Genomic DNA, 20,938 nt, shown 5'->3' with positions numbered 1-20,938 from the left:
AACCCCGATATTACTTGCATTTGCAGATAAATTCCGTAGAATATTGCGACCCTTCCGGCTGTCCGTCGGAAGGGGTTCTTTAACCTTTGAAAACATTGAAAAACATAGGATAACGGTAATGGTAACCATTCGTTTACAACGGGGTGGCGCTAAGAAGCGTCCATTCTACCAAATGGTAGTTACCGACAGCCGGAACGCCCGTGATGGTCGTTTCATCGAAAATGTCGGTTTCTTTAACCCGGTAGCTCGTGGTCAAGAAGAGAAAGTTCGTATCGATCTGGATCGGATTGAACACTGGGTCGGCCAAGGCGCGCAAGTGTCTGACCGCGTAGCTAAGTTAATTAAAGACGCGCGTAAAGCAGCTTAATTAACCCGGTTAAAAAGTACTAAGTCAAATTTGGAAGAAGCTTAACGTATGCAAAAAGACGCCCATAAAAATGCTGAAGCTGTCGTATTAGGTAACATTGGAGCCGTATACGGGATCAAAGGCTGGGTTCGAATTAATGCATTTACCGATGAGCAAGAAGGCATTTTTGACTATCGTCCGTGGCTGATTGGCCGTAACGGACAATGGCGTGAGATCGAAGTCAGCCAATGGCGCTGGCATAATAAAGATCTTGTCGCCAAGCTTGCTGATATTGAAGATCGTGATGCTGCACAGCAGCTGACCGGACTTGATATCGCAGTTCCGGCAACAGAGTTACCGGAACTGCCTGAAGATGAATTTTACTGGCGTGACTTGGTTGGCCTCGATGTTGTTAATTCTGAGAATTACAACATGGGGAAAGTCAGTCACTTGCTTTCAACCGTAGCGAACGATGTGTTGGTGGTGAAAGCAAATAGTAACGATGCGTTTGGTAAACGCGAACGTCTGATTCCTTTTATTCAGTCACAATATATTGTGTCAGTTGATGAGGAAGCAGGCCGGATAACGGTAGATTGGCCAGCTGATTTCTAATGGCTGAACAATTGCACGTTGGGGTTGTGACCCTATTTCCGGAAATGTTCACAGCGATTACCGAGTATGGCGTAACGCGCCGGGCGGTCAAGGATGAACGATTATTCGTTCAGCTTTGGAACCCTCGCGATTATGCCACCGACCGACATCGCACGGTGGATGACCGTCCTTATGGCGGAGGTCCAGGAATGTTGATGATGGTTGCTCCTTTGCGCGCGGCAATCCGCGATGCGAAAGCGGGTATCCAGCAACAGTCAGGTCAGGAACCGAAAGTGATTTATTTGTCGCCGCAAGGTCGCAAATTGGATCAACACGGTGTTCGCGAACTGGCACAGCATTCGGCTTTGGTATTGGTTGCGGGTCGTTACGAAGGAATTGACGAACGAGTCATTGAGTCTGACATTGATGAAGAGTGGTCGATTGGGGACTTTGTTCTCAGCGGCGGTGAACTCCCAGCCATGGTCATGATTGATACGCTCGCTCGTGAAGTTCCCGGAGTATTGGGTCATCAAGATTCAGCCGTGGAAGACTCTTTCGCGAATGGATTATTGGATTGTCCCCATTACACTCGGCCAGAAATCTTGGACGGCAAGCAAGTTCCACCAGTGTTACTGAGTGGAAATCACGAAGAAATTAGGCGGTGGCGGTTACAGCAAGCTCTAGGGCGAACCTGGCAACGGCGACCTGAATTACTTGACAACCTAGCTCTGACTGACGAGCAACAAAGTTTGTTGGCTGCGTACATCGCTCAACAAAAGCAGTAGCTTGGGTAGTATATTCTAGGCGGAGAAAATCATGGCTAAAGTTAATAAAAACATCTTGAAGCAGCTTGAAGACGAGCAGCTGAAGCAAGATCTCCCGGCATTTGCACCGGGTGACACTGTTATCATCAATGTTAAGGTTAAAGAAGGTGAGCGTGAGCGTGTGCAGGCCTTTGAAGGCGTTGTAATTCGTAAGCGTAACCGTGGACTTCACAGCGCATTTACTGTTCGTAAAATCTCGAATGGTGAAGGTGTTGAGCGTACGTTCCAGACTCACAGCCCACTGATCGCTGGTATTACTGTGAAGCGTCGTGGTGCGGTTCGTCGCGCGAAACTTTACTATCTACGTGAGCGTAGTGGTAAATCTGCACGTATCAAAGAGAAGCTCGGCTAAGCAACGCTTACCGCGCACCTCGCTACGAGCTAAAAAAGGGTTCCTTCATTGGAACCCTTTTTTTTTGTGTTTGGCGCGTAGGAAGCACGGCGTTGAGGCGTGCCAGTTCCTTTGACGATACTTTGACCTCGATATCAACGCATGCGAAATCGCGTGCAGCTACCGAATGACTGCTTCATACTCGAACTCTAGCGCTACAAAATGGCAGCTTAGGCGACTATATTGTTAAATATGCCATTCATTGAATGGCGTAAAGGTCACAACTAACAATAAATCAGTGTCTTACATGATTGGCATTAACATTGCATAATTTTAATGGCATTCTAATTATAAACGAGGAGAAGGATTCAATGGGACCATTCGAAATTGGGGCTATCGCGATTATTGGCGGTCTAGCCTTTGCAGCGTATGAAGTACACATGAAAAATAAACACCGCGCTAGCGCTACCGACGTTGATGCTTTGAGAGCTGAGATTCAGCAGTTAAAAGAGCGGGTTATAACCCTAGAGAGTATTGTTACCGACCAGTCCTATCAGCTAAAAGATCAAATTAGCCGTTTGTAATAGGGCTGATTTTCATTGAGACCATGGCGCCGGCTAGGTACTATCAAACTTCAAAGTTCTAACTCAGATTGAAGTTGAGGTGTTGACGTGGATGAACGGTTGCAGGTACTGCGCGATAAAATTGATCAAGCTGACACGGCGTTGGTAAAGCTATTAGCTGAGCGAATGGAATTATCGCGGAAAATAGGTGAGGTTAAGCAGGAGCTTGGTCAGCCATTGTATGTACCTGAACGTGAAGCTGCATTAATCTCCGCCCGTCGGGAGCAAGCTGAACAAGCAGGTCTGAGTGGTGATCTGGTCGAAGATGTCTTGCGGCGGACGATGCGTGAGTCTTATTTAAGGCAACGTAATCAAGGTTTTCAACGGACTGGGGAAGCATTGCGGCCAGTTGTCGTGGTCGGTGGTAAGGGACAACTTGGCTCATTATTTGTCCGTTGGCTGGAATTATCGAGTTATACGGTGATCGTGATTGATCGTGATAACCAAGACGCTCTGCATGACGCCGTAAAAGACGCACAACTCGTGTTAATCAGCGTGCCAGTGGCACAAACAGAAGAGGTTATTCGTCACTTACCTAATTTACCTGACGATTGTATTCTTGCTGATTTAACCAGTGTGAAAGTGACACCGTTAAGCGCGATGCTCGCTCAACACAGTGGTCCCGTTTTAGGTCTACACCCGATGTTTGGGCCTGGCGTACCGACGTTTGCAAAGCAAACCGTATTGGTGACACCAGGACGCGATTCGCAGGCTTGTCAGTGGCTGCTACGCCAATTCGAAATTTGGGGTGTGCGCTTGCATGAACTGGACGCTGAACGCCATGATCGGGCAATGTCGGTGATTCAGGTAATGCGCCATTTGTCGACGTTTGTGTATGGTTACCATCTCGTTCATGAAGATGTCGAAATTGATGAGCTTCTTGCGCTGAGTTCACCCATTTATCGTTTGGAACTCATGATGGTCGGACGTTTGTTCGCGCAAAGCCCTGAGTTATATGCAGATATCATTCTTTCTGATCGCGATCAGCACCGTATGATTCGCCGTTACTTACAACGATTCCAAGATTTACTGACCTTACTTGAGACTGAAGGACGCGACGCGTTCGTTCGCGAGTTTCAGCACGTTGCCCAATGGTTTGGTCCTTATGCAAGACAATTTTTACAAGAGTCAGCGAGTATGTTGCAGCATGCGGATGATGTTAAAGCGGGCTAGGTGATAATGTGATGGCCACGCAGTAGCTGCTCGATGGCATCCGGAGCGACTGGTTTATGCAGCGTTTGATTCATTCCAGCATTTCTGCATGCTTCCAGTTCGTTTGGACTTTGATGACTGGTTAAGGCAACGATCGGTGTCGTTGCAAACATTGCGTTTTGCCGCAACTTGATACAAAGATCAGCTCCGGTAAAGTCAGGCATTTCATAGTCTAAAATCAATAACGCTGGCTGTTGGTCGAGTGCTTGTTGGAGCGCATCCGCACCTGTCATCGCCGTGAGGATTTCGACGGGGTAGCGACTTAACATCGCTTTTAGAACTTCGAGACTGATAAAGTCATCGTCTGCGATTAATATGCGTTTCATAGCAACTTTTTGCATTGAAAATTCAGTGTTAAGACTGCCATGGACCGACGGGTAAAGTCAACCAAAGGCACTGAAAGCAAGCGGTTCAATTACTTTCAGTGCCATTCATCGGCTAACTCAGCCAGCCGAAAATCCATGTTATATTGATGCCTAGCAGCACCAAACCGAACGCGCCATGACGCTGTTTGGGTTGGTTAACTTGAGCGTTTTCCGGATAAGCTTTGCGACCGGTAATCATCGGTCCAACAAGTCGTTTCTTCATCACTGTGTAGACGAAGATAGCCACAAGATGGAGTGCGATAGCGATCAAAATATAGTCAAATGCCTGTTTATGGTAACGGGTCAAACTCCGTACCATGTCATTACTGACTAGATGGGCCAACGGTCCACGAAAGAAAATGGCGTCGTCGGTAAACAGGCCGCTGATCGCTTGGCTGAGCAGCAATGCCAGCATGATGATCACCATATAGGCGCCAGCCGGATTATGGGTGACGTATTCATGCTTGAATGGCGCTTTAAAATATTGCCAAACTGCAATGGGTGAGCGCATAAAATAGCTAAACCGAGCTGACTGGCTGCCGACTATCCCCCACATGATCCGTGTCAGGAGAAGGGCGAGCATCACCAAACCCAGTTGATGATGCAAGTCGATATAGTCGATGTCTCCGCCGGTATACCAAAGACCTGCAAGAACAACGACAAGCAACCAGTGAAAGCTACGAATGAAGCCGTCCCACAGCTTAATCGTCAGCGTATTCATCATGGTTTAGTCCGCTCGATAGCCTTCGTGGCATTGCTGACATGTCCGCGCAGTTGCCATAAATGCCGGACGAATCGTCCGCATATTCTCGCTATCTGCCGCTTCCACCAGTTCTTTTACCGCTTGTTGAAAGGCTTCAGCCTTGGCATCAAAGTCGCTACGATTCTGCCAAATGGCAGGCAATGCATCACTGTTGTCGGTGGCATTTTCGCCAGCCCCAGAAAATGCGTCAAATGGGATGTTACTGAGGTGATAAAGTGCTTGGCTGCGCTGTTTGAATTGTTCAGCATCAAAGTCGATTTCGCCACGTACCATGCCGGACATGTAGCCAAAGTTTTCACGAATGAGCTGAAATGCACCTTGCCGATATTTGACTGCGTCTTCAGCCTGAGTAAATGCACTCGCTTGCACTGGGTTCGATGTGGCGGCAAGCGCTGCGATACCAATTGAAACGGTTAAAGCAGAGAAGGTTGTTAGCAAACGCATAGTGAACTCCTTGTTTTGCTTATTGGTGGAATAACGATGTGGTTTGACACTCAATATAGAGAATACGTCATAGAATGAGGTTCAGGTTCACTGGTTTCTGTGTTTACCCCTGAATCAAGGTCATTCATCGCGCTTCTCATTGTTTGTCAGTGCAATAACAGCTTTAATAACAAACATTACAACAATATAACATACAGCGAAACGTCGCAGGCATTTTTGTCGCGAGTGAATGGCGAGAGAAAATGCCACGGGCGAATTAACGTCGATGTTGTCAACAAGGGAAACACTAGGGAAACACTTATGATGCGAATATCCACCAAGCAATCACTATTGCTGGCTGGAACAAGTTTGCTTGCCTTTTCGGTAGCTGCCGGAGCGCCGCAAGATCAAACGACGCCAGTCCAAGGTCTACATCACCATAATCCAAACCTCATTGCGTTCACTAATGCGACTTTAATTACCGAGCCAGGCACTCAGATTGAGAACGCTACCTTGGTGATTGAAAATGGTGCGATTCGGTCGATTGAACGAAACAACCGTGCTCCCTCAGGTGCTCGCGTAATTGATGCGTCGGGCTACACGATTTACCCGGGTTTTATCGACCCGTACAGCAATTATGGTGTTGAACAGCCAGGTCGAGCGACGAACCGTGGTCGGTCATCTGCTCCGGTCTACAGTAATCAACGTGAAGGTGGCAACGCTTCAAATGCTGCGATTCATGCTGAGAAAAATTGGGTCGATACATTCAAGCCGGACTCGAGTCAGGCCCGCAACTATTTGCAGCAAGGTTTCACGACCGTACAAAGTGCTCGTTTGGATGGTATTTTCCGTGGCCGCGCGACAACAGTCTCGCTCGCCGATACATTACCAAATACCGCGGTTTACCAAACCCGCACACAACATTTTGGTTCGTTTGATAAAGGTAGTTCGCCGCAACAGTACCCGCAGTCATTGATGGGCAGTATTGCCTTAATTCGGCAAACCTTAGCGGATGCGTCTTGGTATCAAGACGCAGCGGGCAAGCAAGCGAGCAATGGACAGGTCGAGTTTAATGCGGCACTTGCGGCACTTCAGAACCTGCAGCGCAGCGGTATGGTTTTCCACACCACCAACGAACAAAACTTGCTGCGCGCGCATCAAGTCTTTAGCCAATTTGAAATCCCAGTGACTTACGTCGGTTCAGGTTTCGAATATGCCCGTCTCGATGACGTGAAGGCGACTGGAGCAGCGCTGATTTTACCGATGTCATTTCCGGCTGCGCCTGAGTTAAGTGATCAGTTTGCAGAGCTGGATGTGTCGTTGGCGAATTTACGCCATTGGGAGCGCGCGCCGGGAAATCCAGCGGCCTTGGCCAACGCCAATGTTCGGTTTGCATTCACGATGAATGGTTTAGAGAAGCCCCAAGATTTCTGGCCAAATGTTCGTAAGGCGGTACAGCACGGTTTATCAAAAGATCGCGCGCTTGCGGCGCTAACGACGCAAGCTGCTGAAATCGCAGGCGTTGCAGAGCAAAGTGGAAAGCTGGCAGCCGGCTACCGTGCGGATCTCGTGATCAGTCGAGGCGACCTGTTCGCGGACGGTGAGATTGTTTCGGTCTGGACGCAAGGTCATGAGAATAGCTTTAAGCCGATGCATCCCGTTGACTTTAACGGTAACTGGACAGTGAGTGGATTTGCCCCAGCACAAGGTGAGGCTGCCTTCTCAGTGAAAGTGACGGCGAGTAATCGCCTACAAGTCGAGTTGAGTGCAGATGATAAAAAGGTACGTGCAAGCAATGCTCGTCAAGACGACGAACAATTACGTTTTGCTGTTAACCTCGAAGAGTTTGGTCATCAAGGGGTTTATCGCTTTAGCTTCAAGCATCAGTCTCAGGGGCAGTTAAGTGGCACCGTACAAACAGCCGCAGGCGAGGTTGTCACGATCACGGCTTTGGCGAATGACGACAACGAATCAAGCAGCGCACCAAGTACGGCTAATGATCGTCAAGCAGTGTCCTATATTAGTGATTTGACATACCCCAATGTGGCCTTCGGTCGTGATGCGTTGCCGGAGCAAAAGAACCTACATATTCGTAATGCGACGGTGTGGACCGCAGATGACCAAGGCGTACTTGAGAACACAGATATTATCGTCCGCAACGGCTTAATCCACCGGATTGGTGAAAACCTGTCAACACCACGTGGATACGAAGTGATTGATGCGTCGGGTATGCATATTACGCCGGGTATTATTGATGAACACTCGCATATCGCAATCTCCCAAGGCGTCAACGAGGGCACCGAAGCAATTACCGCGGAAGTGCGGATTGGCGATGTCGTTAATCCCGATGATATTCACATCTACCGTTCACTCGCGGGTGGGACAACCATCGCCCATCTTTTGCACGGCTCGGCAAACCCGATCGGTGGCCAAGGCCAAGCGATTAAGCTGCGCTGGGGTGCGAATGCTGAAGGCCTGAAGTTTAAAGAGACACCACCAACGATCAAAATGGCGCTTGGTGAAAACGTCAAGCAAAGTAACTGGGGTGAACTCTACACGGTTCGTTATCCGCAAACACGCATGGGTGTTGCCAAGCTGATTCAAGACGCATTCCAACAAGCGCGTGAATATGAAGCTGAGCATCAGGCTTACGAGCGCATGAGTCGTGCGGAGAAGCGCAGAATGGCACCGCCACGCCGTGATTATCGGATGGAAACTTTGCTGCAAATCCTGAAGAGCGAACGTCATACTCATGTCCACTCTTATGTGGCTTCGGAAGTACTGGCACTGATGGATGTGGTTGAGCAACAGGGCTTCCGAATTCATACCTTCACGCACATTCTCGAAGGCTATAAAGTGGCTAAAGAGATTGCCGAACATGGCGCACGGGCGTCATCGTTTGCTGATTGGTGGGCGTTCAAAATTGAAGCATTTGATGCAATTCCACAAAATGCATGTTTAATGATGGAGCAGGGCGTGCATACCAGCATTAACTCAGACAGCAATGACTTGCAGCGTCGCTTGAATACGGAAGCCGCTAAGTCAGTCCGTTATTGCGGAATGAGTGAAAACGATGCATTGAAAATGATCACTTTGCATCCTGCGGAGCAGCTTGAAATTGCAGATTATGTCGGCAGCATTACGGTCGGAAAGCATGCCGACTTAGTGTTCTGGAACCATCACCCTTTGTCGGCCTACGCACAAGTGCAACAAACTTGGATTGAAGGTCGCAAATACTTTGATCGACAAGATGATTTGGCCATGCGTGAACGTGTTGCCGCGGAGCGTACTGCCCTTATTCAGAAAGTACTTGGTGCGGGTGAAGAGGCGCAACAAGGTCATCGTAACGGCTTCCGTGAAGAGCAGCCAACGTGGCACTGTGAAGATCAGTTTGACGTTTGGAACCAGTGGTATAGTGCAGAACATGCTCATGGCCACAGCCATCATGGATTTGGAGGAGCGCACTAATGAAACTTAAAGCACTTTTAATTGGCCTTGGTTTGGTCGCATCGGCTGCACACGCGCACAACCTTGTCCCAGGCGCACCTCAAAGTGGCCCAATTCTGTTGCAAGGCGGAACCATCCATACGGTGACGCAAGGTCGTTTAGACAGCGCAGACTTACTGTTTGTCGACGGTAAAATTGTTGCTGTCGGTGAAAACTTACAGATTCCGGAAGGTACGACCGTTATCGATATTCAAGGACAACATGTTTATCCGGGAATTATAGCGTTAGATACGACTTTGGGGATTATTGAAATTCCGGCAATTCGGGCAACGGTTGATACCAATGAAGTGGGTAATTTCACGCCGGAAGTGATGGCGCATCATGCCTTCAATGCGGACTCGGAAATTATCCCGACGATTCGCTATAACGGTGTGACGCACGCACAAGTTGTTCCGCAAGGGCCTCTGGTGCGTGGTCAATCAAGCTTGATGAAATTAGATAGCTGGAATTGGCGTGATGGTATTGAAGCGAGTCCTAATGGCATGCATGTTACTTGGCCTCGGACTGGCTTAAATACGTCGCCGTGGGAGCGGCGAACGCCAGAACAGCAGCGCAATACCCAACAAGAGCAGCGCGAACAACTACAACAGTTGTTTGCTACAGCGAAGGTCTATCACGAAGCTCGCGAAAGTGGCGCTCAAACGCGTGTCGACCAGCGTTGGGAAGCTATGCGGTCGTTGTTTAAAGGTGAACAGAAGCTGTTTGTGCATGCTGATGATCGCCGTCAGATTGAGCAAATCTTGGCGTTCAACGAAGCGTATGGTTTTGAGCTGGTCATTATGGGCGGTCGCGATGCGTGGATGATGGCTGACGAGCTTGCCGCAGCGGATGTTTCAGTGGTATTCGGTGCCGCTTACGGCTTGCCGTCGCGGGTTGATGAAGCCTATGATAGCGCGTTTAGCACACCAAAATTACTCGCTGACGCAGGGGTTAATTTTGCAATTGCTTACCCAGGCTTTTGGGATGTTCGAAATCTCGCGTTTGCCGCCGGTAATGCAGTTGCTTATGGACTCGATTATGATCAAGCAATCGCAGCGATCACTTATGGACCAGCCCAGATTCTAGGTGTTGCGGACCGACTGGGCAGTATTGAAGCTGGAAAACAAGCGACATTCATTGTTTCAAGTGGCGATGTTCTCGATCATCTTGGTCAAGACATTCAACACATGTTTATTGACGGTCGCGCAATTGACTTGAGTAACCGACACTGGCAACTGTACCAAAAGTATCAAGAACGCATCGTTGAATAATAAAATTGCACTGATGTTCTAAGGGAAATCCCCGGCGTTGCTGGGGATTTTTATTCGTGCCGACGAATCACGCAGTATGCATTGTATATTGAATCATTGCTGCTTATTCTAGGGGAAACATGCATGTGCACAGGGAGTAATTTATATGTCACTCGTAACCGAGTATGCCAATGACGGTAAGCAGTTTATTATCTATATCTCGGGTCATTTTGATTTTTCACGGGTACAAGAATTCCGCAATGCCTACGAAGGAATGGCACCGAGTGTACGTCAGGTAATTATTGACTTTCGGGCAACCGACCACATCGATAGTTCAGGTTTGGGCATGTTACTCAACATGCGTAAATCGTTGATGCCAGAGCAACGTCGTTTTCACTTGGTCAATTGCAGACCAAACGTACGTAAAGTTTTTGATATATCGCGCTTCGATAAACTGTTTGTGATTGATTAGTCGCCATGGCAGCCATTATTTTTTGTAAAGACTGCAAATTAACCGCTGAATTGAGTCAGTCTTTGCAGGATTTGGGCGTCGAATCGCAGACCAGCAACACGCTGTCAACGTTCGTTTCGGCATTGCAAAACCCAGCAATCACATTCGCTTGTGTTGCTCTTGTTGCAACCTCCAAGCATGAACGAGCGGAACTTTTAAGAGCACTGAAAGGGAGCGATACCCGAGTTCTCTTAGTGGTTGTTGATGTTACTGACGAGCATGGTGTTCTCCAAGCTGAGGCTATGAGTCCAGCCGCATTACTGACCGTCCCATTTCATCGTATCGTACTTAATCACAAGTTAAGTAACCTTTTAAACTTGCTTGAAAATGACCAACAGCAAGTGAAGGCAAAAGAAAAAGCAGCGCAAGAACACCGTATCGTTGAGAATATTTTTGCCAATGCGTTGAGCAGAAATCTTCAAAATTACCCGCACATTGACACGATTCTCTTGCCGTTTACCACGTTCAATGGTGACTTGTATTTATTTGCACGCGGTCCTTTAGGTAGCATTTATTTACTTTTAGGCGATTTTACCGGGCATGGTTTACCAGCTGCAATTGGCACCTTACCGACCGCACAAACATTTTTTGCGATGGCAAAGCGCGGCGCGCCGGTCAGTAAAATCGTTTATGAAGTCAATCAGCAACTGAATAAATTATTACCCACGAGTTTGTTTTTTTGTGCGACGGTGGTTGAACTCTCCGCATCGGGCAGGCATTTGACCTGGTGGAGCGGGGGCATGCCTCCTGCGTTTATTGTCGATGAGAGCGGTAACGTCAGCGAAGAGCTAACGCCACAACATCTTCCTCTTGGTGTTTTGAGTGCCGATGAGTTTGATTCAGCGTTAACCTTTACCTATGTCGCCGAAGGTGCGCGACTCATTCTGTATACCGATGGCGTAATTGAGTTGGGTGTCCAACATAATCGTCCATTAGGGTATCAAGGCTTTCAGCAACTTGGCAGAGACGTGAATTGGGACATCCATGCATTAGAGGATGCATTATTAGCGGAGCGGGAAGTCCGTGGTGCGAATGACGATATGTCATTGGTTAAGTTGCTGTGTGTGCCAACTGGGCTAAACCCTTCGACGCGTTCGCAGAAGTTAACCCCATTGCCATTTCAAATTAACTTGCGGTTAACCTCGGATGTGATGCGGCGGATGGATCCGGTCGAGGAGCTGCTGACAGGTATCGGCCAATTACGCGGCTTTGAAGAATTTAAAGCGGGCCTTTATACCGTGATTACCGAAGCTTACAATAATGCTTTGGAATACGGCATTCTAAAACTGTCGTCTAAATTAAAGCAGCAAGAAAATGGTTTCGAACGGTATTATCGAGAACGTACTTATCGCTTAAGCCGATTGCGTCGTGGATTAATTTTAATAGAACTTGATTATCGACCCGCAGAAAACAAAATGCGAGTTGCGGTTGAAGATGATGGCGACGGCTTTGATTTTGAAGAACTGAAAGCACAATCGATGCAGCACGTATCCGGTCGAGGATTGATGCTTATTCGCGAACTAACGAATCAGGTTCAATGGTCAAAAGGCGGCCGTCGAATCGAGTTCGCCTACCCATTGCAGCAAGAACGGCAACGGTCTTTTTAACCTCCCGCTAACTTAACCCGGTAACCGGCTTCTTCTAGAAACTTTTTACAGGCTTCGCGTTGATCACCTTGGATTTCAATGACGAAGTCTTTTACGCTTCCGCCAACACCACAGCGTTGTTTCAGTTGTTTCGCCAGTGTCTTCATGTCTTCCAGTGAAAGTTCCAAGCCTTTGATGAGCGTGACGCCTTTACCTTTTCGACCTTTGGTTTCGCGATGAATGCGCACAATACCGTCGCCCTTAGGAGGCTCTACAACTTCCTTTTCAGGATTCACTCTACCCGTTTCGGTGCTGTAAACTAAACTCGATAGCTGATCTCGCAATGACATCGATCACTCCTCTGGTTTGAACTTTAGCTCTATTCGCAGACGTTTTGTTTGACAGTTGATATAGATACTGACAATCTTAGTCGATTAAAGAATATAAATCGTCGGCAAAAATCTTACCATTATGAAACTACAGCAGCTGCGTTATATCGTTGAAGTATTGAATAATAAGTTAAATGTTTCAGCGACCGCTGAGGCACTTTATACCTCGCAACCGGGTATTAGTAAACAGGTGCGGATGCTTGAGGATGAGCTCGGTATTCAGATTTTTGGTCGTAGTGGTAAACATCTTACCCACGTGACGCCGGCTGGCGAAGAAGTGATTCACATAGCGCGCGATATTCTAACTCGAGTTGAGGGTATAAAATCTGTTGCAGCTGAGCATACTCAGCCGAATCAGGGGCATTTGAATATCGCAACCACGCATACACAGGCACGCTACGCACTACCCCATGTGATTCGTGGTTTCATGGAGAAATACCCAAACGTTTCTCTGCACATGCATCAAGGTTCGCCAGAACAAATTAGTGCCTTCGCAGCGTCAGGTAAAGCGGACTTCGCCATAGCGACTGAAGCCTTACATCTCTATCAAGACCTCATCATGTTGCCGTGTTATCACTGGAATCGGAGTATTCTGGTGCCGCCGGGACATCCACTGGCGCAACATACGAAAGTCACGATTGAGCAGCTAGCAGAGTATCCTTTAGTGACTTACGTGCATGGGTTCACGGGCCGTTCTCGTTTGGATCAGGCGTTCAATCAAGCGGGTTTGCAACCTAAAATTGTATTCACTGCCACCGATGCGGACGTGATTAAAACCTACGTGCGGATGGGCTTAGGCATCGGTGTGATCGCAACCATGGCCTATGAAGAGCAAAAAGACAGTGATCTTGTTGCGCTGCCGGCCGATCATTTATTTAAACCGAGCACAACGAAAATTGGTTTTCGTCGTGGCGTCTTTTTGCGTAGTTATATGTATGATTTTATGGAACGATTTGCACCGCATTTAGAGCGCCGCGTGGTCGACGAAGCCGTGGCGTTGCGCAGTAATGATGCGATTGAAAACTACTTTCAAAGCTTAGCATTACCGACTTATTAATTAGAGCGTAGTAAAAAGCCGCAGTGAAGCAATTCAGCTGCGGCTCATTCTCGGTTATGTTGCGCTGGTTAACACTCGATAATATTGACCGCCAAACCACCGCGAGCAGTTTCTTTGTACTTGCTCTTCATGTCGTTACCCGTATCCCACATTGTCTTGATCACTTTGTCTAACGAGACTTTGTGTTCGCCACTGCCGCGTAGGGCTAAGCGAGCGGCATTGATGGCTTTGACGGCACCCATGGCGTTACGTTCAATGCAGGGCACTTGCACTAAGCCACCGACAGGGTCGCAGGTTAAACCCAGGTTGTGCTCCATACCGATTTCTGCAGCATTCTCGACTTGACCGATATCTCCGCCCATCAATTCAGCTAGTGCGCCCGCAGCCATCGAGCAGGCCACGCCAACTTCACCCTGACAGCCAACTTCAGCACCGGATATCGAAGCATTTTTCTTGTACAAAATACCAATTGCCGCTGACGTTAATAAGAAACGCGTCACAGCGTCTTCATCGAGGGGTTGAATAAACTTATCGGCATACTTCATAACTGCCGGGATTATGCCCGCTGCGCCGTTGGTTGGGGCTGTGACTACGCGTCCGCCGGCCGCATTTTCTTCATTCACGGCTAAAGCAAAAAGACTTACCCAATCCATAACCTGCATGGGATCGGACGACTTCTCGGTTTTCAGCCGTTGATAAAGGTCGGGGGCACGACGGCGAACTTTAAGACCGCCCGGTAAAATACCCTCGGTATGGATACCATTGGTAATGCACGCATCCATGGTATTCCAAATGTGCATTAAGCCTTTGCAAATCTCTGATTTATTTCGAAAAACCAACTCATTGTTGAGCATCAGCGTGCTGATACGCATGCCGTGCTCTTTACATTGGGCTAATAACTCTTTGGCACTGTCAAAAGGATAGGGAATTGGCTTTGAGCTCTGCTCAATGGCTTCTTCTAAGCTTTCATCGAAGTCTGCATCGCGAACGATAAAACCACCACCAATTGAATAATAGAGGTCTTTAAATAGTAATTTATCGTCGCTGTAGACGCGCAGCTCCATCGCGTTTGCATGTTTCGGCATGGTCTTGCGGCGATGAAAGGTGATCGCGCCCGCAGAAGGGAATGCTACTTCATGCTCACCGAGCAGCTTCAGTGTTTGTGTTTTTTCAACGGTCGCTAGAAATTCGTCAACTTTATGGGTGTCGACGTGCTCAGGTGATTCACCAGCAAGTCCGAGAATAACTGCCTTACCTGTTCCATGGCCTTTACCGGTCTGGCCTAAAGAACCAAACAGCTCCACTTCAACTTTGCTAATTTGCGCCAATCCAAATTCGCCTTTGACATGTTCTAAAAACTCTTTTGCCGCCCGCATAGGGCCAACGGTATGAGAACTGGATGGGCCGATACCGACCTTATAGATGTCAAACACGCTAATCATTTTTACTGCACTCCTTGGACTGTGTTGAGCGTTAGTGTGGTGATAAATTCTGACTTGTGCAAGTCAAAGTCAACTGGTCGGGCTATCTTGATTGATTGCGCGCCTATAAATCAGGCAGCTTCCGAACCATTTGGGAGCGATGAGGGTAAAGTTGGTCAGCTAAGCGACGTATGATCGCTGCTGTTGCTCCCCAAATCAACTGACCTTGGTGAGGAATAAAGACAAGTTCGTGGTAGAGCAAGCGTTTGACGCGCTGAACGTAATAGGTTTCGTGATCCAATAACCTCAGTACAGGTATTTTAACGATTTCTTCGACTTCTCCTGGGTCAGGGTAAAAGTTTAACCCGTGTGGAATGAATCCGACATAGGGATGAATCATCGACCGCGATAAGACCGGTTGTGAAGGCAGTTCACCAATGATGTCAACGATCGCTGGATCAATACCTAATTCTTCTTCCGCTTCGCGCAGTGCAGTGGCTAACAGCGACTCATCAGCATATTCGTGACGGCCTCCAGCAAAACAGATCTGGTGCGCATGTTGGCGCATATGCCCTGGACGACGGGTAAGAACAAATTCAAGTCCATGCGCGGACTCCTGCAGTGCGACCAAAACGGCTGAAGGCTTGAGCGGATAATCTGGCCATGCAACTTGTGGTGTGCATGAAAACGAAAAGGCTTGTAAAAACTCAGCTCGATTCATTGTCACCCCTTACTTTCGTCGACCGTGACAGTGTTGACTACATCGCCGCAGGTTTGCAGCACAGGAAGAATCTTTGCCACTTTGTCGAAAGTCTCCTGATACTCGGAAGCTGCATCGGAATCATGAACGATTCCGCCACCAGCCCAGCAGTATATGGAATCCTGATAGGTGCATAACGTGCGAATGGTGATGCTGGTATCACTCTGACCATGTACGCTAAAGTAGCCAATACTGCCGCAATAAACGGACCGGCGATGTGGCTCGAGACTATCAATAATCTCCATTGCTCGAATTTTCGGTGCGCCCGTAATGGAGCCGCCCGGAAAAGCTGCGGCAAGCAAAGCAAGTGGTTGTACGTCAGCAGGAAGCCGGCCTTCAACGGTACTGACCAAGTGATGAACGGCATTGAAACTCTCGATAGCAAAGAGTGAAGAAACCTGGACACTGCCCGGTTGGCAAACGCGGCTTAAGTCATTGCGTAGGAGATCGACAATCATCAAATTTTCAGCTTGATCTTTACGCGAATCTTTCAGCCGTTGCACTTGCTCAGCGTCACGATTCGGGTCATTGAGGCGAGGTAATGTGCCTTTAATCGGTTTAGTTTCGACATGACCATCGGGGGCAACGCGTAAAAAACGTTCTGGCGACAGGCTGAGTACACAGCCTTGAGGTAGGTTCAACCAAGCGGAAAACGGTGCACGATTCGCATTTCGCAGCGCAATATAGGCCTGCCATGGATCACCCTGAAAGGTTGCCTGAAAACGTTGCGCAAGGTTAATTTGATAACAATCACCGGCTCGCAGGTACTCATGAATTTGGTCGATACGTCGGTGATATTCCGTTGCGCTGAGATTACTGTGCCACGCACTGGTCAACTGAAAAGCGCTATTGTTAGCCTTGCTATTGGACTGCCAGAATTCATCCGCAGCAACCGTAAAATCGGCTGGTTGCAACGCGTAAGTCCGTTTTTCTTGATGATCAATGATCAGTGCATGGTGATAAAAGCCGACGGCTAGATCGGGTAGGTCGATATCTTGTTGTGCAAGCTCCGGTAAGACTTCGAGCGTGCGGCCAAGATCATAGCCAAACAGACCGACGAGACCGCCTTGAAATGGCAAATCTTGATAGGGCGCAGGTAAAGGTGCAATGGGCGAGCGCGTTAATTCGTCTTGGAGTTGCTGAAATGGGTTGCGTTGTGTTTGCGCATTTGGCCACGTAAACGTCTTACAAGGCTGGCGCAAGAGCATGTCATAGCGGCTATTGGGATGGTTCGCTGCTGCTGAGTCGAGCAAAAGTGCCCATGGTTCTGCAGCAAAAGGCGTAAAAATAGCGACCGTATCGTGCCAGTCTTGGTAGTTGAGCTCTGTAACCTGAAGGGAAGGCTGCGAAAACGCCATGAAGCAGACATACTCCGAATATAAAGTGATTAAGGTGATTCGATTTAGCAGCGCTGAAGGGCACTTATCCACTGGCAGCACTTTCGAGAAGAGAGTATCATAAGTTGGTTTATTCAGCATCGTATATCACCGCCGAAAAGAGGTTAGGCATGGCACTTATTCGACAACAAGACTTTATTGATAGCATCGAAGATGCACTGCAGTTTATCTCCTATTACCACCCACTCGATTTCGTTAACGCGCTCGCCGAAGCTCACGAGAAAGAACAAAGTGAAGCTGCGAAAAGTGCAATTGCACAAATGCTGGTTAACTCGCGGATGTCAGCACAAGGTCATCGACCATTGTGTCAGGACACGGGTATCGTGACGTGCTTTGTTAAAGTGGGCATGGACGTGCAGTGGGATAAAACCGACATGACTGTGCAAGAGATGGTTGATGAAGGAACGCGTCGAGCCTACTTAAATCCAGATAATCCGCTGCGCGCTTCAATCGTTGCGGATCCAGCAGGCGGTCGCAAAAACACCAAAGACAACACACCGGCGGTTGTTCACATTGATATGATTCCGGGCGGCGAAATCGAAGTTGCGATTGCGGCGAAAGGCGGCGGTTCTGAGAACAAAACCAAAATGGTGATGTTAAACCCGAGTGACTCCATTGCAGATTGGGTCGTGGAAACATTGCCGAAGATGGGCGCAGGTTGGTGTCCGCCGGGAATGCTTGGCATTGGTATTGGCGGAACTGCAGAGAAGTCAGCGGTTTTAGCTAAAGAGTCGCTCATGGATCCGGTGGATATCCAAGAATTGATTGCGCGTGGTCCGGAAAACGCTGAGGAAGCTCTGCGTTTAGAAATTTATAATCGAGTGAATCAATTGGGTATTGGCGCTCAAGGGCTTGGCGGTTTAACCACCGTGGTTGACGTGAAGATCAAGTCGATGCCAACGCATGCTGCGTCGAAACCGGTGACCATGATTCCAAACTGTGCAGCGACACGCCATGTCCATTTTCACTTAGACGGCAGTGGTCTGGCTAAGTTACAACCACCGAAGTTAGAGGATTGGCCAGATATCACGTTTGAAGTTGGCGACAATGCACGTCGGGTGAACCTCGATACCTTGACGGCCGCAGATGTACGCGACTGGAAAATGGGCGAAACCGTGCTCTTGTCCGGCAAACTTTTAACCGGTCGTGATGCCGCGCATAAACGGATTAAAGACATGCTCGACAAAGGCGAAGAATTGCCGGTCGATTTCAATAATAAATTTATTTACTACGTTGGGCCGGTTGATCCAGTTGGCGATGAAGTGGTTGGCCCCGCTGGACCCACAACAGCAACGCGGATGGATAAATTTACCGATCTCATGCTTGAGCAAACCGGTATTATCGGCATGATTGGCAAGGCAGAGCGCGGTGCACAAACGGTCGCAAGTATTGCCAAACATCAGGCAGTGTATCTCATGGCGGTTGGCGGTGCGGCTTATTTAGTGGCGAAAGCAATTAAGCAAGCGAAAGTCGTCGCCTTTGAAGACCTCGGTATGGAAGCAATTTACGAATTTGAGGTTGAAGACATGCCGGTGACGGTCGCGGTTGACAGTCAAGGAAATAACGCCCACCAAGCGGGCCCTGCGGTATGGGCAGTGAAGATTCAGGAAATGACGTCAGCTTAGAACCTTGTTTTGCTAAATCGAAAAGCGCGGAGGCAGAAGTTGCTGTCACTGCGCTTTTTTTATGCCAAACTTCGAGAAATTATCTTGTCAAAAAGGAAGTTTTGTCGCTATGGAGATAACCAACGACGGTCTCATGTTATTCGCAATTGGTCTGTTCCTTGGGGTAGTTCTAGTCGGACTATTTGCTGGGTTCTCGGCACGTCGCATCGCGGCAAGTAGAGAAGAGGAGATAGCCCGGTTCCTCGCTGAGAAACAAGTCCTTCAAGAACGTTTCGAACAGGAGCAGAAAGAAGCACAACATTGGTATACCGAGCATGAAAAACTGCAGGTTGCGAGTCAGCGAGAGCAGCAACATTTGGCGGAAAAAATTGAGTTGCTGCAGCAAAGTGAAGTGCGCTTGCAGAAGGAGTTTGAGAACCTGGCGAATCGGATCTTTGAACAAAAGACTGCGGCATTAGAGCAACGCCAAGAAAAGTCACTGGCAAGCACGCTAAACCCGTTACAGAAACAGCTTGAAGGTTTTCGTCAGCAAATTGCTCAGCAGTTTAGTGACGAAACGAAACAGCGAGCAGGCTTGCAGCAACAAATTTCCAGTTTGCGTGAACTTAATCAACAGATGAGCGCTGAAGCTGAAGCACTTACCCGAGCTTTGAAAGGTGACACGCGCCAGCAAGGCGCGTGGGGCGAGGTCATTCTTGAGCGTATTCTGCAACAGTCAGGGTTGCATGAAGGGCGTGAATATACGACGCAATCACAACATCGTCAGGACGACGGTAAACGTTATCGCCCTGATGTGATTGTTCATCTGCCGAAAGACAAGGACGTGATCATTGACTCGAAAGTCTCGCTTGCTGCGTATGAGCGCTATTTTAATAGCGAAAACGATGCTGATCGAGAGCAGGCTCTCAACGATCATATTCAATCGCTGCGTAATCATATTCGTGAGCTCGGTAAAAAGAATTATCAACAGTTAGAGGGAGTTCGCACGCTAGACTACGTGTTGTTGTTTATTCCCATCGAACCGGCTTTCTTGCTTGCGGTCGACCGCGATCCTGACCTCGTTAAATTGGCCTTAGAGCAACATATCATGTTGGTAAGCCCAACCAATTTGTTGGTGGCGTTACGGACTGTGAACAATATCTGGCAGTATGAGCAGCAGAATCAAAATGCGCAACGCATTGCCCAAGACGCCGCTCGTCTGTACGACAAGTTTGCCAATTTCGTCGAGGATTTGCAGAAAATTGGTCAAGCATTGGACGGCACACGCAAGCATTGGGATGCTGCCATGAATAAACTGAGTAGTGGCCGCGGCAATTTACTGGGAAGGGTCGAAAAGTTTCGTCAGCTCGGTGTTCAACCTAGTAAAAAGTTAGACAGCCGATTACTTGATGAGGACGACGAACGTCAAGATTAGAACGTTAGTCCAAGCGTGAGCATGATACCGGAAGCGCCAAAGAGAGTGAGTTCGCTACTGACTTGTTTGTATTGCACGCCAAACATGGGAATCACCGCAGGCGCGATACCGATATGATTAAACGGAATTTTATGTTGGTACTCACCGCGATAGCCATGAATAAGGCCACCAGTGACTTTAATATAAGTTTGTAACTGCTGACCAGCGACTAAATTTTGACGAATGCCGCCATACAGGTAGGTGGTATTTTGATGAAACGAGTTTCGGAAAAATGCTACGCCAACTAAGGGCCTAGCGTAGTCAAACTGGTCATGAAATCGTTGCGTGGTTTCTGGCGGCAAGCGCCGACCATAGACTTCAAAACCAACTAAATTTTGATGATTGTTGTGTTCTGGCTTCGGATTAAAATGGGTGGTCCACAGGGACGTTTGAATTTTGTAGTAAAAGTCCTCACTGCCATCGTTGCTAAAATCCAATAACGATGATGCCGAGCTCTGCGCATGGGCGCCGGAGCTGACAAAGGCAACGAAACAGATGAGAATATTCAGTTTTTTAGCCATTTAA

General features: G+C 48.3%; 21 protein-coding genes. 13 read left to right on the top strand and 8 right to left on the bottom strand.

All coding sequences use genetic code 11. From position 1 onward, the window contains the following. The first annotated feature begins 118 nt into the window (after positions 1-118). The 6 genes from rpsP (at position 119) to tyrA (ending at position 3,888) form a co-directional block, all read left to right on the top strand. Positions 119-367 (top strand): 30S ribosomal protein S16, encoded by a 249-nt coding sequence (gene rpsP / locus LAT77_RS01640; protein WP_126790390.1) that lies wholly within the window; start codon positions 119-121, stop codon positions 365-367. 48 nt (positions 368-415) lie between these two features. Further along, positions 416-958 (top strand): ribosome maturation factor RimM, encoded by a 543-nt coding sequence (gene rimM / locus LAT77_RS01635; RefSeq protein WP_290562789.1) that lies wholly within the window; start codon positions 416-418, stop codon positions 956-958. Between the two features lie 11 nt (positions 959-969). Continuing rightward, positions 970-1,722: a tRNA (guanosine(37)-N1)-methyltransferase TrmD gene (trmD, locus tag LAT77_RS01630; protein ID WP_290562837.1), complete on the top strand. Its 753-nt coding sequence runs from the start codon at positions 970-972 to the stop codon at positions 1,720-1,722. A gap of 31 nt (positions 1,723-1,753) precedes the next feature. Next, on the top strand, positions 1,754-2,113 hold the full coding sequence (gene rplS, locus LAT77_RS01625) for a 50S ribosomal protein L19 (protein WP_290562788.1): 360 nt from the start codon (positions 1,754-1,756) through the stop codon (positions 2,111-2,113). A 350-nt stretch (positions 2,114-2,463) separates the two neighbouring features. Then, on the top strand, positions 2,464-2,676 hold the full coding sequence (locus tag LAT77_RS01620; RefSeq protein ID WP_290562787.1) for a hypothetical protein: 213 nt from the start codon (positions 2,464-2,466) through the stop codon (positions 2,674-2,676). Between the two features lie 87 nt (positions 2,677-2,763). Continuing rightward, positions 2,764-3,888, top strand: a complete 1,125-nt coding sequence (gene tyrA, locus LAT77_RS01615) for a bifunctional chorismate mutase/prephenate dehydrogenase (RefSeq protein ID WP_290562786.1) — start codon at positions 2,764-2,766, stop codon at positions 3,886-3,888. Here the strand turns inward: tyrA and LAT77_RS01610 are convergent. The 3 genes from LAT77_RS01610 to LAT77_RS01600 form a co-directional block, all read right to left on the bottom strand. Then, a complete protein-coding gene (locus LAT77_RS01610) occupies positions 3,885-4,253 on the bottom strand; it encodes a response regulator (RefSeq protein WP_290562785.1) in 369 nt (122 codons plus the stop codon). The genes tyrA and LAT77_RS01610 overlap by 4 nt on opposite strands. Positions 4,254-4,365: 112 nt before the next feature. Beyond that, complete coding sequence (locus tag LAT77_RS01605; protein WP_290562784.1) at positions 4,366-5,016, bottom strand: cytochrome b/b6 domain-containing protein; 651 nt, start codon at positions 5,014-5,016, stop codon at positions 4,366-4,368. A 3-nt stretch (positions 5,017-5,019) separates the two neighbouring features. Continuing rightward, positions 5,020-5,499: a cytochrome c gene (locus tag LAT77_RS01600; protein ID WP_290562783.1), complete on the bottom strand. Its 480-nt coding sequence runs from the start codon at positions 5,497-5,499 to the stop codon at positions 5,020-5,022. Positions 5,500-5,799: 300 nt separating this feature from the next. Between LAT77_RS01600 and LAT77_RS01595 the strand changes: the two genes are divergently transcribed. The 4 genes from LAT77_RS01595 (at position 5,800) to LAT77_RS01580 (ending at position 12,332) form a co-directional block, all read left to right on the top strand. Next, entirely contained in the window at positions 5,800-8,946 is a 3,147-nt protein-coding gene (locus tag LAT77_RS01595) for an amidohydrolase family protein (protein WP_290562782.1), read from the top strand. Next, positions 8,946-10,235 (top strand): amidohydrolase family protein, encoded by a 1,290-nt coding sequence (locus tag LAT77_RS01590; protein WP_290562781.1) that lies wholly within the window; start codon positions 8,946-8,948, stop codon positions 10,233-10,235. Before LAT77_RS01595 ends, LAT77_RS01590 begins: the two co-directional genes overlap by 1 nt. Before the next feature lie 145 nt (positions 10,236-10,380). Further along, on the top strand, positions 10,381-10,686 hold the full coding sequence (locus LAT77_RS01585; protein ID WP_290562780.1) for an STAS domain-containing protein: 306 nt from the start codon (positions 10,381-10,383) through the stop codon (positions 10,684-10,686). Positions 10,687-10,691: 5 nt separating this feature from the next. Beyond that, positions 10,692-12,332, top strand: a complete 1,641-nt coding sequence (locus tag LAT77_RS01580) for an ATP-binding SpoIIE family protein phosphatase (RefSeq protein ID WP_290562779.1) — start codon at positions 10,692-10,694, stop codon at positions 12,330-12,332. Here LAT77_RS01580 and yciH read toward each other — a convergent pair. After that, positions 12,329-12,661 carry a stress response translation initiation inhibitor YciH gene (yciH, locus tag LAT77_RS01575; RefSeq protein ID WP_290562778.1) on the bottom strand — a complete coding sequence of 111 codons (333 nt, stop codon included), beginning with the start codon at positions 12,659-12,661 and terminating at the stop codon, positions 12,329-12,331. The two genes, LAT77_RS01580 and yciH, sit on opposite strands and share 4 nt — an antisense overlap. A gap of 121 nt (positions 12,662-12,782) precedes the next feature. Between yciH and cysB the strand changes: the two genes are divergently transcribed. Continuing rightward, on the top strand, positions 12,783-13,757 hold the full coding sequence (gene cysB / locus LAT77_RS01570; RefSeq protein ID WP_290562777.1) for an HTH-type transcriptional regulator CysB: 975 nt from the start codon (positions 12,783-12,785) through the stop codon (positions 13,755-13,757). A 68-nt stretch (positions 13,758-13,825) separates the two neighbouring features. Here the strand turns inward: cysB and LAT77_RS01565 are convergent, their stop codons facing one another. The 3 genes from LAT77_RS01565 to pabB all read right to left on the bottom strand — a co-directional run bounded on the left by LAT77_RS01565 (position 13,826) and on the right by pabB (position 17,296). Further along, positions 13,826-15,199: an L-serine ammonia-lyase gene (locus tag LAT77_RS01565; protein WP_290562776.1), complete on the bottom strand. Its 1,374-nt coding sequence runs from the start codon at positions 15,197-15,199 to the stop codon at positions 13,826-13,828. 103 nt (positions 15,200-15,302) lie between these two features. Beyond that, the gene (locus LAT77_RS01560) at positions 15,303-15,899 is read right to left on the bottom strand and encodes a CoA pyrophosphatase (RefSeq protein WP_290562775.1); all 597 of its coding nucleotides are present in this window, start codon (positions 15,897-15,899) and stop codon (positions 15,303-15,305) included. Between the two features lie 2 nt (positions 15,900-15,901). Next, positions 15,902-17,296 carry an aminodeoxychorismate synthase component I gene (gene pabB / locus LAT77_RS01555; RefSeq protein ID WP_290562774.1) on the bottom strand — a complete coding sequence of 465 codons (1,395 nt, stop codon included), beginning with the start codon at positions 17,294-17,296 and terminating at the stop codon, positions 15,902-15,904. A 149-nt stretch (positions 17,297-17,445) separates the two neighbouring features. Between pabB and LAT77_RS01550 the strand changes: the two genes are divergently transcribed. Together LAT77_RS01550 and rmuC are read left to right on the top strand one after the other, a co-directional pair. Beyond that, entirely contained in the window at positions 17,446-18,960 is a 1,515-nt protein-coding gene (locus LAT77_RS01550; RefSeq protein ID WP_290562773.1) for a fumarate hydratase, read from the top strand. Positions 18,961-19,069: 109 nt separating this feature from the next. Beyond that, entirely contained in the window at positions 19,070-20,374 is a 1,305-nt protein-coding gene (gene rmuC / locus LAT77_RS01545) for a DNA recombination protein RmuC (RefSeq protein WP_290562772.1), read from the top strand. Here rmuC and LAT77_RS01540 read toward each other — a convergent pair. After that, positions 20,371-20,934 carry a sn-glycerol-3-phosphate transporter gene (locus LAT77_RS01540; protein WP_290562771.1) on the bottom strand — a complete coding sequence of 188 codons (564 nt, stop codon included), beginning with the start codon at positions 20,932-20,934 and terminating at the stop codon, positions 20,371-20,373. The genes rmuC and LAT77_RS01540 overlap by 4 nt on opposite strands. Between the last annotated feature and the right edge of the window lie 4 nt (positions 20,935-20,938).

The organism is Aliidiomarina sp., from assembly GCF_022565475.1.
Taxonomy (GTDB): Bacteria; Pseudomonadota; Gammaproteobacteria; order Enterobacterales; family Alteromonadaceae; genus Aliidiomarina.
Note: the sequence above shows the minus strand (reverse complement) of the source record. Positions and strands in the feature narration are given on the sequence as shown.

What these genes read in the sequence shown, in the direction of transcription:
- LAT77_RS01585 (WP_290562780.1), top strand. Translation starts at nt 10,381, where the DNA reads ATGTCACTCGTAACCGAGTATGCCAATGACGGTAAGCAGTTTATTATC.
- rmuC (WP_290562772.1), top strand. Translation starts at nt 19,070, where the DNA reads ATGGAGATAACCAACGACGGTCTCATGTTATTCGCAATTGGTCTGTTC.
- LAT77_RS01565 (WP_290562776.1), bottom strand. Translation starts at nt 15,199, where the DNA reads ATGATTAGCGTGTTTGACATCTATAAGGTCGGTATCGGCCCATCCAGT.
- LAT77_RS01620 (WP_290562787.1), top strand. Translation starts at nt 2,464, where the DNA reads ATGGGACCATTCGAAATTGGGGCTATCGCGATTATTGGCGGTCTAGCC.
- LAT77_RS01610 (WP_290562785.1), bottom strand. Translation starts at nt 4,253, where the DNA reads ATGAAACGCATATTAATCGCAGACGATGACTTTATCAGTCTCGAAGTT.
- pabB (WP_290562774.1), bottom strand. Translation starts at nt 17,296, where the DNA reads ATGGCGTTTTCGCAGCCTTCCCTTCAGGTTACAGAGCTCAACTACCAA.
- yciH (WP_290562778.1), bottom strand. Translation starts at nt 12,661, where the DNA reads ATGTCATTGCGAGATCAGCTATCGAGTTTAGTTTACAGCACCGAAACG.
- rplS (WP_290562788.1), top strand. Translation starts at nt 1,754, where the DNA reads ATGGCTAAAGTTAATAAAAACATCTTGAAGCAGCTTGAAGACGAGCAG.
- LAT77_RS01605 (WP_290562784.1), bottom strand. Translation starts at nt 5,016, where the DNA reads ATGATGAATACGCTGACGATTAAGCTGTGGGACGGCTTCATTCGTAGC.
- LAT77_RS01600 (WP_290562783.1), bottom strand. Translation starts at nt 5,499, where the DNA reads ATGCGTTTGCTAACAACCTTCTCTGCTTTAACCGTTTCAATTGGTATC.
- rpsP (WP_126790390.1), top strand. Translation starts at nt 119, where the DNA reads ATGGTAACCATTCGTTTACAACGGGGTGGCGCTAAGAAGCGTCCATTC.
- LAT77_RS01590 (WP_290562781.1), top strand. Translation starts at nt 8,946, where the DNA reads ATGAAACTTAAAGCACTTTTAATTGGCCTTGGTTTGGTCGCATCGGCT.
- LAT77_RS01550 (WP_290562773.1), top strand. Translation starts at nt 17,446, where the DNA reads ATGGCACTTATTCGACAACAAGACTTTATTGATAGCATCGAAGATGCA.
- LAT77_RS01560 (WP_290562775.1), bottom strand. Translation starts at nt 15,899, where the DNA reads ATGAATCGAGCTGAGTTTTTACAAGCCTTTTCGTTTTCATGCACACCA.
- cysB (WP_290562777.1), top strand. Translation starts at nt 12,783, where the DNA reads ATGAAACTACAGCAGCTGCGTTATATCGTTGAAGTATTGAATAATAAG.
- LAT77_RS01540 (WP_290562771.1), bottom strand. Translation starts at nt 20,934, where the DNA reads ATGGCTAAAAAACTGAATATTCTCATCTGTTTCGTTGCCTTTGTCAGC.
- LAT77_RS01580 (WP_290562779.1), top strand. Translation starts at nt 10,692, where the DNA reads ATGGCAGCCATTATTTTTTGTAAAGACTGCAAATTAACCGCTGAATTG.
- rimM (WP_290562789.1), top strand. Translation starts at nt 416, where the DNA reads ATGCAAAAAGACGCCCATAAAAATGCTGAAGCTGTCGTATTAGGTAAC.
- LAT77_RS01595 (WP_290562782.1), top strand. Translation starts at nt 5,800, where the DNA reads ATGATGCGAATATCCACCAAGCAATCACTATTGCTGGCTGGAACAAGT.